This is a genomic window from Yoonia vestfoldensis DSM 16212 (assembly GCF_000382265.1).
Taxonomy (GTDB): Bacteria; Pseudomonadota; Alphaproteobacteria; order Rhodobacterales; family Rhodobacteraceae; genus Yoonia; species Yoonia vestfoldensis.
The window spans coordinates 55,644-70,426 of record NZ_KB907985.1 but is presented as its reverse complement, the minus strand read 5'-3'; the positions used below and the strand labels follow the sequence as shown (position 1 = coordinate 70,426).

Genomic DNA, 14,783 nt, shown 5'->3' with positions numbered 1-14,783 from the left:
ATCCTATTCAAGTTGACCCGAGAACGCCATGATGTCCCCAAGCTGACGGTCCTGCTTCATGAGGTCGCGGCGGGATTGCGCGTGCAGCGTTTCCGTCCGGCGCTGCCGGTCACGGATAAAGCGGCCAATCGCGCGTGTGCCCAGCACCAGCGACACCGCATAGGCCAGCCGCCGCGCACGGGCGGCATCGGGGCCAAGCATCAGGTCATCCTCAAGGCTCAGATAGGCCTCGTTGCGGCCCGGTTCGCCCTGCCGTCCGCAGCGCCCTTCCAACTGGCGGTCAACACGGCGGCTGTCGTGCCGTTCGGTCAGGATCACGACCAACCCGCCGTTTTCCGCGACACCGGGACCAAGCTTGATGTCGGTACCGCGTCCGGCCATGTTGGTGGCCACCGTGATCTGGCCCGGCAGTCCCGCCTGCGCGACGATGGCGGCTTCGTCCGCGTCCTGATCGGCAGACAAGACCTGATGCGGCAGCCCCGCCTCGGTCAGGCGCGCGCTGGCTTCCTGAGAGGCGAGGATTGACCGCGTCCCGATCAGCACCGGCTGGCCGTTGGCATGCAGTTTAGCGACGCGGCGCGTGATCGCCCGCCATTTTGCATCCGCCGTGCGGAACACACGGTCCGGCGCGCGGGTGCGGATGTCGGGCTTGTTGGTCGGGATTTTCGCCACAGCGAGCTTGTAGACCGTCCACAGCTCCCAAGCCGCATCCTGCGCGGTGCCGGTCATCCCGCCGATCCGGGTATAGCGGCGGAAAAACCGCTGGTAGGTCATGCGCGACAGGGTTTCGTTGGTGGGCGAAATCTCTAGCCCTTCTTTGAGTTCGATCATCTGGTGCAACCCGTCCGACCATGTCCGGTCCGGCATCGTGCGGCCGGTGTTTTCATCGACGATCTGCACCTTGCCGTCCTTGACGATATAGGCGTCGCCCAGATGGAACAGGTAAAGCGCGTTCAGCGCCTGCTGGACCGCGTGATCGCGGATCACAGGAATGGCAAAGCTGTCGTCACGGTCAATCGTCAGATCTTCAAGGTAATCATAGCCCGCATCCAGGATCTCGACCCGCTTGACCCCGCGCGGCAGCGTGAAATGACGGCCTTCGACCATGCCTTTGGCGGCGTCCATCCCCGCGATGAAAACGCCGTCAGGCATCCCGCCCTGCAACGCGCCTGCGCCCGAGATGATGAGCGGCGTGCGCGCCTCGTCGATCAGGACGCTGTCAGCCTCGTCGATGATGGCAAAGGGCAGGCCCCGCATCCGCAGGGGCTCGGTCGGCCCGCCGCCGGGGACCAGTTTGTCGACCTTGCGTTGCAGGTTGCCGGGGGCACGGCGCAGGATGGCGCGATCGCGCAGATAATCAAACGCCATTTCCTTGTTGGTGCCATAGACGATGTCCTGCAGATAGGCGGCCTGCCGGACGGGTCCGGACTGCCCTTCGAGCACGGTGGCGCGGGTCAGGCCAAGAAAGTCGTAAAGCGGCCCTGTCTCTTCGGCGTCGCGGGCGGCAAGGTAATCGTTGACCGTCATCACATGCACCTGCCGCCCCGACAGCGCCACGGTCGCCACGGCAAGGGTCGCGCAAAGCGTCTTGCCCTCGCCGGTGCGCATTTCCGCGATCTGGCCGCGCAGCATGGCCCATGCGCCGAGGATCTGCACATCATAGTGCCGTTTGCCCAGCACGCGCCCTGACGCCTCGCGGATCAGGGCAAAGGCCTGTCCTGCCACCATCACGGGCAGGTCCTGGTCGCGCAACCGCTGGCGCAGCAGGATGCGCAGATCGCGCACAGCGGCGCGTAGATCTTCGTCCGACATCGCGGCATAGCGTTTCTGGTGCCATCGCACCGCCCAGAGGATCGGGCGCAGCTGCAACGCCCGCCAGCGCGCACCCTGCGCGACGAACGCCCCCTGCACCCAGGCCCAGGCGCGGTCCACCTCGGTTTCCTCGCGGTCCGGTGCCTCGGCATAATTGACGATCCGGGGCAGGCGGATGCGGCGTGTGGGGGGATATGCGGTGAAATCAGACACGGAACTGCCGCAGGAACAATTGCCGCAGGCTGCGATAGATGCGGAACCCGATGGGTTCACGCCCGTGGTCGAACTTGACCAAAGCTCGCGCGCCCACCCGCGTGACAGGCATCGGGTCGCGGGTCGCGACCTCGAATTGGAACACGCTTTGGAGGGTCGACAATTCGGTTGCACCGCTCGGGTTCAGCACAATGTCGCCGCCCGCCTCGGTCGAAAGCGCAAGCGACGGGATCGTGTCCTGCGATTGCGGCACCTCGACCACAAGCCGACCCGGAACCGACGTCCCGATCGCGTCCTGAAACATGATCTGCACGTCCTGCGTCCGGTTGCGCACGATTTCGGCCAGCCCCTGCGGGATCGCCACGCGCAGGCGCATGTCGTCGTTGCCGATGACATAGCCCAAAACCTCGCCCTGCCGGATCAGCATCCCGTTGAGGTTTTCCGCTGACGGCACGACGACGGTGCCATCCGCACTGGCCTGCACGACCAGATCGGTGCGGCGCTGTTCAAGGCCGCGTAGCTGATCCTCAAGCAGCAGCACACGGTCGCGCAGCAACTGGGCCTGCACCTGATCCACCAGCAGGATCGCCCGGAGGCGCAACTGGGCCTCGCGCAGCTGGCTTTCCAGAATGGTGATCCGGTTTTCAAGGATCGGATCGTCGAGCGTGACCACAGGCGCGCCTTGCATGACAGGTGCAGTTCCGTCGGCGGCGACATCGGCCACGAAACCATCGGTGCGCGCGCGCAGGATCGCATCCTGATCCAGCCAGACGACCCCATGCGCCACGGTGGCATAAGGCGCAGGCAAGCTGAACAACAGCGCCGCCACCCCCGCAAGCGCGCCCGCGACCAGCCCCATCGCCTTGCCGCGCTTCTGGCGCAGCTCGGGGCTGGTCAGCATGTATTTGATGCCCTTCAGCAAAGGCTGCACGAAGGTATTGAACAAGGCCCAAAGCGCCAGCAGGATGCCGATGAAAAAGAACTTGGACGCCACGAACAGCGCGATCGCAAAGCTGATGAACACGCGGTAAACGAACGCCGCGATCGCATATGTAAACAGCCATTTGCGTTCGCCCTTGGCGGTCACGCCGTCGGGCACATCCTTGACCCGGAACAGGTAGGTGCGGATCAGATAGAAGACATAGGCATTCGACCTTTGCCCGAGGTTCGGGATCTCGATCAGGTCGGAAAAGACGAAATAGCCGTCAAAGCGCAACAGCGGATTGCCGTTGAACAGCAGCGTCGACACCCCGCCGATCAGCATGACGTTAAAGGCAAAGGCCCGCACCAGCCCCGGTTCGGCGTTCAGCCAGACGATCAGCGCGATTGTGGCCAGCGCCGTTTCCACCATGATCCCCGCGCCCCCCACAACCGCGCGCCGCCATTTGCTGTCGAACGCAGAGGACGCCGAAGCATCCACATAAGGCACAGGGATGAACACAAGAAACATCAGCCCGATTTCATGCACCTCGCCGCCCCAGACCTTGGTGGCATAGCCATGCCCCAGTTCGTGGACCGCCTTGACGAACGGATAGGCGAGCGCGATCAGCAGCAGGTTTTCCGCCGCCAGCACCTGATCGGTGAACCCCTGCGTCAGCACGTCCCAGTTCAGCACCGCCAGAACCACACCCGACAGGACCAGCGCCAGCCAAAGCACGAAACCGACAGGCGTGAACAAAGGCCGGACCAGCCCGACGGTGGCCCCCAGAAACCTGTCAGGGTCAAGCAAGGGCAGCCGCAGGGCCATCGGGTTCTTGATCCGCGCCATCATCGTCTGGCGTTCCTGTTTGGCGTGGCGGCGCCCGATCTCTTCCATATCGGGGGGCAGGTCGCTTGCGATCAGGTCGGACCGATGCAATTGCGCCATCAGCTTGATCGTTTCGGATTGCGTCGGCGGGTCGTCATCGAACCGCAGGCAGGCGGCTTCCCAGATCTGGTGCATCGTGCGACGGCCGTTCATCAGCGCGATGATGTAATTGGCGGCCGGCGTGATGCGGTGATATTTGCCGCTGTGCAGGTCCTGCAAGACGAACCACGTATCGCCGCGATATTGCTGGCGATGCACCTCGAGATGCCCGCGCAGGCGCGGCTTCAGCGGCGCGACGCGATACCAGTCGGATGAGAGAAGGGCACGCACCATTCCCCGCCCCTATGCCGGGGTCCAGCGCCACAACGCGATGCGGGCCCAGTCCAGCAGAGGTTTCGTCCAGACCGCAATCAAGCGGCGTTCATCCACGCCGACACGGGCGATCCCCTGCATGCCGGGGCGCAAGGCGATGGCATCGCCGGAAAACAGCGCCTCGACCTCGAAGGTCGTCGCACCTTCGGCATAGGTCGCGACGGGCGTGATCTTGGAAATGGCGACCTCGAAGGTCTGGTCGGGCAGGGCTGTCACCCGCAGGGCGCCGGTCTGACCTTGTTGCAGGTCCGCGATCTGGCGTTCATCCACCTGCAGGATCACGCGGTAGGCATCGGCGGGCGCAATCGTCAGCAAGGTTTCGCCGCGCGACACAGAAGAGCCGATGGACTGGCTCAGATCGCCCGAAACGACAAGCCCGTCGAAGGGCGCGACAAGCCGCGTCCGCGCGATCTGTTCGTCAAGCAAGGCGATTTCGGCGTCGGCCTGATCGATCAGCGTCTGGCGGATATTCATTTCCGCCCGGTCCCTGATCGCCACGGCGCGGTCGTATTCGATCTGCTGACGCTGGCGCTGCGTGACCAGCCGCAGCCGTTCCAGCGACAGGTCGCGGTCGTCAAGCTGCACCAGAAGATCGCCCTCTGCCACGCGGTCGCCTGCACGCACAGGGGCGGCGGCGATGAACCCGTCGAAACCGGGCACGATGGACCGTTCGATGGTTCCGATCACCCGCGCCTCGGCGCTGACTTCATAGGTGGTGCGCGCGAACCAGAAGAAAACGACAAGCCCGATCATGCAGGCGATGAACAGCTTGCGCAACAGATGGGCAGGCCCCAGCAGGCGGCGCAGTTGCAACAGCCCGCTGTCGGCGATCTTGGTGATCAGCCAGCGGTCATTGCGGCGCTTTTCGTCCAGGATCGGGGCAAGGACGGTGGTCACGGCCTCCAGCACCTCCAGTTCGCGCGCATCAAAAGGCTTGTCCGCTGGTCGTTCGAATGTCAGTGCGCCGGTGAATTTGCCGTTGACGTAAAGCGGGACGGAATAGACATGCCCTGCCCCGTGTTCGCGCGCCAATGCCGCGGCGGCATGGGTGGCAAGGATGTCGTCGGTGCCATCATCCGGCCAAAGCACGGCGGCGCGCTGGTCGATGGCTTCGTCCATCGCCGCCGACAGACGGGCGACCAGTTCCATCCGTTTGGAAAACTGCGCGGAATGGGAAATCGCCCTGATCTTGGTGCGGCGCAGGCTGCGCATCCCCAAAGAAACGCGGTCGCAACCGAACCGCGTTGCTAGATCGGTGACAGTCGCACCGGCTGCGGTGATGAAATCCTCACGCTCGGCGGCGGCGATGATCGTGTTCAGCGCTTCGACGGCGGCGGTGTAGCGGACCTCTTCGCGCTGGCTTTCTTCTTCGCGCAAGGCGTCACGCAGCCATGCCGCCCCCCATTGCAGGCGGCGCATGGCCCAGCGCATCTGGGTCTGGCCGGCGGGGCGCATCTCGACCACGACAACGCCAAGGGCTGCGTCCTTGACCATCAGCGGTGCTGCGGCGGCCATCGGTGCGGACTTGGCCAGCCCGTCATTGCCCGGCATGTCGCCGCGCGCGACGGGGCGGCCATTGTCGACCGCCGATTGCGCCGCCTCGACCGTCAAGGTGGAGCCCACGCGGTTGCGCGGATGCGATCCGATCGGCGTCAGTTGCCGCGACGGGGCGTCATAGCGAAAGGCAAAGACAGCCACCGGCGTCACATCGGGGTTTTCGGCCAGTTGCGCAAACAGCAGTTCCGTCCAGCTTTGCGCCTGTTTGCGGAAATCCTCGCGGTCGGACAGGTCGCGCCACAACGCGGACTGCCCGGACGGGACCGCCGCAACGACGGTTTCCTCGGGGTCGGATGGGGTCTGCTTGATAATCAGGGCTTCCTGATTTTCAGCTGTCATTTCTGGTCGTCCGTTCGCAACACACCGTGTCGCGCCTCGTATTCCGACAGGACCTTGGTCAGGATCGTATTCAGGCGCTTGGCCGCATAAGGCGTCAGAATGACCCTGTTGGTCAAATCAACTTTCACGTCGCCGTGACTGGCCAGATTCCATGACCGATGCGTGCCGAAGAACAATTCGATCTGTTCGCGCGTGCCCTGAATGTTCACGACATTGGCGAAACTGGTCGCCATGTTGGTGTCATCCCAAGCGATCGCCGACCGATGCTGCCCGGGTTCGAGGGCGGGGTTCATCCCGCCCATCTGCGTCTTGTCATCGGCCATGCGCCTTGGTCCACCTGGTTATTGTTCTGTCCGTGTCGTGCGGAAAGGCATGGCAGCGGCAGCAGCACCATTGGTAACGACAGTCGCTTCCAGAAGCCAGTCATCCTCGATCAGGTCGACACCGTCGTCGGGATCGACGCGGTCACGCTGACCGGCGGGATTGTCCACGACATCGTCGATGATCCAGACCCCGCCGTACTGGTCCACGTAGGCAAAGAGTTCGCCGTTGGTGTCGAATAGTTCCAGCACGGAATTGGTGCCGGTGACCTGCGCGGGGCCTGTCGCCATCTGTTCGAATTCGCCGGTATCCTCGTTGTAGACATAGCTCAGTGCTTGGCCACCGATGTTCAGGTCGTTCACCGTCGCCATTCCGTTGTCACCGACGATGATCCCCACGCTTTGCGAGAATGTCGTGATCAAGTCCGCGGCAGGCCGGTCCGCGCCGGTATCCGCCGTGATCGGTCCGTTCACCGTGCTGGCGTCACCTGCATAAATCCCGGTCGTGCCCGCCAGTCCCGGCCCAAAGCCGTAGTCGTCCAGCGGGCTGTCGGCAAGCCGCGCGCCCACGGGGATCGGATCTGGGAACAGCACGTTGCCGTCATCGACGGTGCCGCGCCCTGTCAGGATGCCCGGCCCGGTCTGCTTTTGGAACTCGGCGAGGTTGAACGCATTGCCAAGGTTGTCGTTGACGAGGCCAAGCTCGCCGAACGGCTCTCCTGCCAAGGACAGCGGTGCGCCGTTCACGGCCAGGATCGGATCGACATCGCCAGCCCGCGTCGGGTCGGCACCATCGGCGCGACCAACCAGGACGATATAGGCTTCCAGTGCAGCGCTGAAGCTGGTGATAACGGTCGGCGCACCCGCGTTGCGATATGGCACAAAGAATTCGTTGAATTCGCCGTTCCAGTCCACAAGGCGATCACCCGAGGTGTTGGCGATCATGAAATCGCGCCCGGCCCCGCCGAAGATGAAGTCTTCATAGCTGATGTCTTCGTCGGGCAGGTTGTTGTAGCCCGGCAAGGATTCATCGACCGTTGGTGTTGTCGCGTTGTCGATGCCGCCGGTATCCAGCTTGTCATCGCCGTTGATCAGATCGTTGCCATAGCCGCCATACATCGAATCGCGCCCGGTACCCCCGAACATGATGTCATTTCCGATACCACCAAAGATGCGGTCATCGCCGTCTGACAACAGCCCGTTTTCGGACCGGCTGTCGGCCTGACCTTCGGTGTGATCGAAGTTCAGGAAGAACGGGTTGTTGCCTGCTTCCAGCGTGACCTGATTGTTGGCGTTGAACGAAATCACACCGCGCGGCTGGCCAGCCAGAAGAAGCGGAAGATAGACGACATGGACCGCCGGGAATGGCGAACCGGCGAACGTCGTCTCATTCACCACAGCGGTATTGCCGGGGTTGAACGGCGTATCGAAGCTGACGATGTTGCCGTTGTGGTCTTGTGGACGCGCCTCGTAGGGCAGCGCTTCTGCGCCCGAAATCGCGTCGTTGCCCACACCACCGTGCAAGAAGTCCGACCCCCAGCCACCAAAGATGATGTCAGATGCGTTCGACGCGTTCCAGTATTGGTCGTTGGGATTGTTGGGGTTGGTCGAATAGGGTGTCAGGTTGACCGACTTGACCAGCAGACCGTCTCTGTTGATGACCGTCCGCAACGCATCCTGATCCTGCGCGATCACTAGCACGTCAACCGCGTCAAGCGCTGCGATCCCATACAGCGATTCACCGGATTCCGTGGAATTGCGGCTTGTCATGATACGGCCGTCGTCGCCGATCACCCCGTCGCTGCCGGTGCCACCGGAAATCCAGTCGTTGCCGGTGCCGCCGATGATGTCGTCGTTATGGGCATCCCCGAACAGGATATCATTGCCGACCATGCCATAGATGGTGTCATCGCCGTCTTCGCCGTGGATTTCATCCGCAGCGCCCCGGTCAAGCGCGGCAGAGCCCGGATCGACGTCAAAGCCGCCTTCGGTGTAGTCGAGCAGGTCGACACCGCGCGGCACGATCCGCATCGTATCGCTGTAGGTGTCGTAGGCAAAGGTCAGATAGGCACCCGAACTTTCGCCGTTGATCCCGACGATGCGGTAGATATTCGCGTTGTCGCCCACGATGGTGTCGTTGTCGCGTGCATGACCTTCGGCGGATGGATCGCCCAGTTCGTTGCGTTCGGTCTGCGTGCCAGAACCGCCGAACAGCATGTCGCTGCCGTCGATCCGCTGGGTGCGCGTGGTCAGCCCGAACAGGCTCGACGATCCGCCGATGATATCGTCGCGGCCAAGGTTGCCAAAGACAGTGTCGTTGCCGCCGTTGCCTTCGATATAGTCGTCGCCGTCACGGCCCACCCCGTTGTAATCGTCGATCGAAGCATTGATCACAAGGAACCGATCCGCATCACGAGAGGCGTGGACACCCTTGCCTTCGAAGACATCCGCAATGCCGTTCTGGTCAAAGTCGATGGACCCGTCACCCTGGATGATGTCATTGCCGAGCTGGCCAAAGATCATGTCATCCTCTGCCCCGCCAGCGATATAGTCGCTGCCGAACAAAGTCGCGCTGGTGCCCGGAGCGTGATCCAAAACCACGACCTCGCGCTGTGCCGTGCCGTCGACGTTGATCTGCGCCGTCTCGGTCACGAGCAATTGGCCGTCATCCACGACGCCCGCGGCTGCATGGACGTTGGTGCCATACATGACTGTGCCTTGCAGCGCCCGCATCCGTGCATCTTCCTGCGTCATCTTGCGATAGATCGTCCCGTTGTCGCCGAGGATCACGTCATCGCCTGCGCCACCGTCGATGGCATCGCCCGTATCGACACCGCCCGAGACGTTGTGACCGCCGATGATATCGTCGTCGCCCGCCCCGCCAAAGATCGTGTCCGCCCCTTGCTGGCCCATGATGAAGTCGGCACCGGCACCGCCATAGATCGTGTCGGCAGCGCCGCCATCTGTGATCCCGGTCGCGATGGAGGTCGCAGTAAAGGACGCATTCTCAGGGTTGAACAAGGGCAGCGTCGACAGGTCGATCGTGCCTTGCGCGCGCAGGTGGTCGCCTGCGACCACGTCGCTCCCGCCTGCGCCGAAGATCACGTCGCTGCCTGTTCCGCCGATGATCAGGTCGTGGCCTGCACCGGACTGGATCGTGTCGTTGCCGCCAATCGTGGCATCCAGCGACCGTAACAGTGATGCAAAGTTCGTCCCCGTGACAGGGTTGTGGAACAGCATCTCTGCATGGTCGCCCACAAGGATGTTCGACTTGTCAAAGACCGCCGGACCTTCGCCCGTATTCGCGTTGATCCGGTCGTTGCCTGCGCCGCCGATGACGATATCGGCACCAAGACCGGTCGCGATGATGTCATCGCCGCCGATGGTCGGATTGATGGTGACGATGCTGGCAAGGCTGATCGGACGACCATCCAGAGCCAGGTCCGTATCGGCGGTGCCGATCAGGCGGGCATTGTCGCCCAGCACGATATTGTCGCCGTTGCCTGCCGTCAGCGTATCCGCGCCAAATCCGCCGATGACGATGTCCGCGCCAGAGCCGGATGTGATCGTATCATCGCCACCCCGTGTTGCGTCCGTGCTTTCGATCAAGACGGCAATCGGCTGCGGTGTTGTTTCGGTCGGCACATCAAAGCGTGCGCGGCCATGATCGCCGAACAGGATGTCCGCTGCGTCAAGCCCGCCGCCGACAGCTGTGTCGATCAGGTCGTCGCCCGCGCCGCCAAAGACGATGGCAGCGCCTGTGCCGATCCGAATCTCGTCGCGGCCACCGATGGTTGCCGCCAGCGTCTGCGCCAGCGCAAGGCTGATCAGCGCTCCGCCGACAGGGTCGGTCTCGTAGCCGGCCAGATAGCCGTTGTCGCCAAAGATGATGTCGGCGCCACCGGTTCCCGTGACCGTATCCGTACCGACGCCGCCCACGACGATATCGCCGCCACCCGTGGTCGAGATCAGATCGTCACCGCCGTTCGCGGTAAAGATCGACCGCGCCGCCAGAATGACAGGCGTCACTTCGTCGCCGACCGCAACGCGGAACTTCAACTGCGCGTGGTCGCCGAAGATCACATCGGACAGCAGGCTGCTGCCGACCGACAGGATGCTGTCGCCACCCGACCCGCCAACCACGTAATCCGTGCCCGTCCCGATCGTGATGGTATCGCCCGCGCCCGTTGCCGCATCGGTGCTGACCAGCGTATCCAGCGTCAGCTCAAGCGAGCCAAGGCCCGCGCCGGTGCTGTAGCCGGTGATCCGGCCCGCGTCACCGATGATGACATTGGTGCCGTCGCCAAGGTTGATCGTATCGGCACCTTGCCCGCCCAGCGCCACGTCGTTGCCGTTGCCGCCGGTGATCGTGTCGTTGCCGCCGATCGAGGCCGCAAGCGTCTGGATCAGGTCGATAGACCGGTTGTTGTCGTCGTAGATTGTCCAATCCACGAGACCGTTGTCGCCAAAGCCGATGTTGTTGCCACTGCCCAGCGTGATCTGGTCTGCGCCAGCGCCGCCAAAGACGATATCGTCGCCATTGCCGCCGTCGATGATGTCATCGGCACCAGCCGCGAAATCACTGCTTTCGATCCGCGCATAATCGCCGGTCGAGGTGATGAAGTTGGTGCCCGCAAGCTGCCACACCCGGCCATGATCGCCAAAGATGATGTCGCGGCCATCGTTGCCGTCGATCGTGTCGCGGCCACCGGCGCGGGTATCCGCGCTCAGGTATTGCGGGGTCAGGTTGGAGGCGCTGATCTGGATCAGGCCGCGCGTGACAAGGTCGATGCTGAAGCCGTTGTCGCCATACAGGATGTCGTCGCCAGCGTTACCGGTGATCGTGTCGTCGCCGCCGCCACCTGCAATATGATCGCGTCCGCCGGACCCGATCAGCGTGTCGTTGCCCATGCCGCCATAGATCACGACACCGATGTCATCCGCCGACAGCTCCGCGCCCGAGGCGTCGATGATGTCCGCGTGATCCTGTGGTGCGCCGACCGCGTTGAAGTTGAACGCATTGCCGTTCGGCGCGCCGCCTTCAAAGTTGTAGCGCCGTCCGTCGGCATCGGTGTCGCCAAAGAGCGCGAGCAATGTCCGCTTGCCACCTTCGCCGGTGGTCAGTTGGTTGACCGTAATCCGGTCGGCCCCGCCGCCACCATGGATCAGCGTGATCGGCAGGTTCACCTGACCGCCACCGACGTTGTAGTCGGAACTGATGTTGGTGCCGTCGATGGTGAACGTATCGTCACCGCGGCCCAGCATCACCTCGATGATTTCCACGGTCGAGATCGAGATGCCGCGGTTGAATACCAGATCATCCAGACCTTCGCCCTGCGGGATCGTGACAGTGCCACTGCCCATGCCAAGCCCGTCGATCTGGGTCCGGCCATCGGCGGTGTTGAACATCCGGCCCGTGTCGTCGATCACGGAACTGTCGTTGAACACGTTCACGCGGTCATTCTGCGACGGTTCGTCTGTCACGACAGTCAGGCCGATGGGGCCCGGGTCGCGTTCGGTCGCCAGCATGATTGCCGCGCGGATTTCGCGCGATGTCGTCGGCCCGCCGTCGATGATCAGCGGCCCGTTGATGCGCGATGTCGTATGCGGCTCGATCGGGAAGGATTTGGTCACGCGGTCGATGGCTGTGGGCGTAAAGCCTGCATCCGCTTCCAGCGTGATCGTGACCGCTTCGGACCAGTTGTCCGCCGTGAACGTGACCTGTGCCACGATGACCGTGACCGTCGCGGTGGCGGTTTCAGCGAATACCGTCTGTCCACCAGACAGGGTGATGGTCGATCCATCCTCGGAAATCTCGCCGATGCCGAAAGGCGCGTTGTTCAGCGTGGTGCCGGTGATGTCCATCACGGTGCCCGACAGGAAACCGTCGGTGCGGAAATTTCCACCATCGGTGCGCAGGATGGTGTCTGGCCCGTCCGGGTTCGACACGAACGTCAGCGGAATGGCGACGCCATCGACCAGCACCGCTTCGGTCACGCGACCGCCCTTCACGACGCGGTTCTGGCCGTCATCCACGATATTGATGGTGACAGGCGCGGTCGGTGCCTTGGTCAGGCGGATCGTATAGCTGTCGGTTTCACCCGGTGCATCCACGATGACGGTCTGGCCATCGCTTTCGCGAATGATGATGCCCGCGCTGTCCCCGTCCGAGATGGTGACGTCAAGTTCGGCCATGGCAGCCGATGCATAGACGCCATCCGTGACATTCGACGTCACGGTATGGGACACCACGGCACGTTCGCGGTTCTCGACCACGGCATCGGCGTTGGCGACGATGGTGACGGTGACCGGCGTGTTCCAGTTGGTGCTGTCGAACACGATCTGCGACACGGGCGATCCGTTGACCCGATAGGTCAGATCCGCCGAGTTCGTGTCATCGGTCAGCGCGACGGTCACGGTTTCGCCCACAGCGGGCTGACGGGTCAGCACGACGTCATAGCTGTCGTTGATCTCGGTGCCAGAGGTGCCTTCGTGCACGAAGGTATCGGCGCCGGTCTGTGTCAGACGGACCTCGGGCAGGTCGTTATCATCGACCACTACGACAAGGTTGGTGACTTTCGTCCCTTGATAGGCAGGGTCTTCGCTGTCGACGGCATGGCTGATCTGGACGATCCGCTGGCCTTCTTCTGCGGCATCGTCGATGGCGCGCAGTTCGACAACCTGCGCGGTGTTCCAGTTCGCCGCGTTGAATTCCAGCACGATCCCATCGGTAAAGGCACCGGTGCCACCGGCCCGCATTTCGACGGTGCTGGCGATCCGGCCGGACACGCTTGCGCCAACCACGACGCCAGTCGGCGCATTGGCATTGGCCGCAAAGGTGCCGTCGATGGTCAGCGTCCGCCCATTGTCGGACACGGACACCACATTGTAGTGACCGGAATTGTCGCCCGCGCCGGTCAGGGTGATGCCCTGCCAATCGCCAAAGCCATCCGTCGTCCACGACCCCGTCGTGCGGGTGATCGTGTTGCCGTTCAGCGTCAGTTCGGTGCCATCCGCCATGGTCGGCACATCAAGGCGGCGATCCTGCCGCGATGCGATCCCCGCAGAGATTGTGATGAACACGCTGCGGCCATCGGCCGGCGGCTGCGTCGCGGCCATCGATACGGTATAGGTATCAAGCACGCCACCTTCGGCGACGGTGGTGCCGCTGCCGGTCTGTGCGATCACAATCGCACCCTGTTCGGCGTCGGCCACAGTGGCGGTCAGACCGTTCAGCAGGGTGGTCGCGTATTCGGTATCGGTTGTGTCGGCGCGGTGGTTGATCCCGCTCGACCGGCCCGCCAGATCGGCGGCAAAGACCTGATCGTTCACATCGCCTGTGATGTTGAACGTATCGGACCCAAGGCCACCGATCACGTTCGTGACCGTACCAGCGCTTGTGGACTGGATGTAGAAGGTATCGTCACCTTCCAGACCATCGACCTCGATCGCCTCTTCGGCATTGCTGATCCGCACGTTCAGACCGGCCCCAAAGACGCCGTCCTCGGTGATGACGAACACATCGTCGCCTTCGGTCCCGATGGCGATGACACGGTCGAAACCGGCCCCGCCGTCGATATCGACCGGCGCGTTGATGTTGTATTCGATGCTGTCGTCGCCTGCACCGGCCAGCAGTTTGATATCGCCACTGGCGGATTCGCTTTCAAGCTCGGCATCGAGCAGGAAGGCGCGGACGATGAACTGGTCGTTGCCATCCTCGCCTTCAAGACGCAATTCGCCACGATTGGCATAGACGGTAAAGGAATCCGCGCCTTCGCCACCAAAGGCGGTGACGGCATAGGACAGACCGTTCGACAGGAAGCCGCGCGTCGTTGCCACTGTGGCGATGTCATCGCCCACAGCGATGCCGTTCGACACGACCCCGCTATCGGTCTGATAGGTGCCACCGGCGACAGGCCGCGATCCAAAGATCTGGCCGAACTGGAAGCGGTCGTTTCCAAGCCCGCCGTCCATCGTCATGATCGTGCTGTTGTCGTCAGAGATGAACACGTCGTCACCGTCAAGGCCGATCAGGCTCAGGCGGCCGTTCAGGCTGCGGTCATAGTCGATCCGCTCGACCGTCGTCGGCCGGCCGGATTCCGTGCCGACAGCCTGACCTTCGGTGCCATGCAGGAGCGCCACGAAATTGGCGCGGCTGAGGAAGATGTCGTCATCGCCGTCGGTGCCCAGCACCTCAAGCGTATCCACACCGTTTTCAACGCTGATCGCCGAAGCGCTGGCGATGGTGATCCGGTAGTCGATGCCTGCGGCAGCCCCGGTCTGGGACCCCCAGGTCTGGATCATCATGTCATCGGCATGATCGCCGCCGTCCAGCGTCAGGCTGTCGCCCGTCGCATGGGACG

The 14,783-nt window shown here is 63.1% G+C and carries 5 protein-coding genes (1 of these 5 only partly in view); all 5 read right to left on the bottom strand.

Features of this window, described 5'->3' with window-relative positions; translation table 11 throughout:
- Positions 1 to 3: 3 nt before the first annotated feature.
- Tightly spaced (at most 18 nt apart), the 5 genes in view from H147_RS0113665 to H147_RS0113645 form a layout consistent with a single transcriptional unit that may run on beyond the window.
- Positions 4 to 2,025 carry a preprotein translocase subunit SecA gene (locus H147_RS0113665; RefSeq protein WP_019955942.1) on the bottom strand — a complete coding sequence of 674 codons (2,022 nt, stop codon included), beginning with the start codon at positions 2,023 to 2,025 and terminating at the stop codon, positions 4 to 6.
- Positions 2,018 to 4,165, bottom strand: coding sequence for a PqqD family peptide modification chaperone (locus tag H147_RS0113660; RefSeq protein WP_019955941.1), 2,148 nt, complete (start codon positions 4,163 to 4,165; stop codon positions 2,018 to 2,020). Before H147_RS0113660 ends, H147_RS0113665 begins: the two co-directional genes overlap by 8 nt.
- Before the next feature lie 9 nt (positions 4,166 to 4,174).
- Positions 4,175 to 6,100 (bottom strand): GAF domain-containing protein, encoded by a 1,926-nt coding sequence (locus H147_RS19780; RefSeq protein ID WP_019955940.1) that lies wholly within the window; start codon positions 6,098 to 6,100, stop codon positions 4,175 to 4,177.
- The gene (locus tag H147_RS0113650; RefSeq protein WP_019955939.1) at positions 6,097 to 6,423 is read right to left on the bottom strand and encodes a DUF3467 domain-containing protein; all 327 of its coding nucleotides are present in this window, start codon (positions 6,421 to 6,423) and stop codon (positions 6,097 to 6,099) included. The genes H147_RS19780 and H147_RS0113650 overlap by 4 nt, the downstream gene beginning before the upstream one ends.
- A gap of 18 nt (positions 6,424 to 6,441) precedes the next feature.
- On the bottom strand, positions 6,442 to 14,783 hold the 3' end of the coding sequence (locus H147_RS0113645) for a beta strand repeat-containing protein (RefSeq protein WP_081625862.1). The gene runs 24,547 nt beyond the window's last position; the window shows 8,342 of its 32,889 coding nt (coding positions 24,548-32,889); its start codon lies off the right edge, out of view — the gene reads right to left on this strand; it ends in the stop codon at positions 6,442 to 6,444.

What these genes read in the sequence shown, in the direction of transcription:
- H147_RS0113660 (WP_019955941.1), bottom strand. Translation starts at nt 4,165, where the DNA reads ATGGTGCGTGCCCTTCTCTCATCCGACTGGTATCGCGTCGCGCCGCTG.
- H147_RS19780 (WP_019955940.1), bottom strand. Translation starts at nt 6,100, where the DNA reads ATGACAGCTGAAAATCAGGAAGCCCTGATTATCAAGCAGACCCCATCC.
- H147_RS0113650 (WP_019955939.1), bottom strand. Translation starts at nt 6,423, where the DNA reads ATGGCCGATGACAAGACGCAGATGGGCGGGATGAACCCCGCCCTCGAA.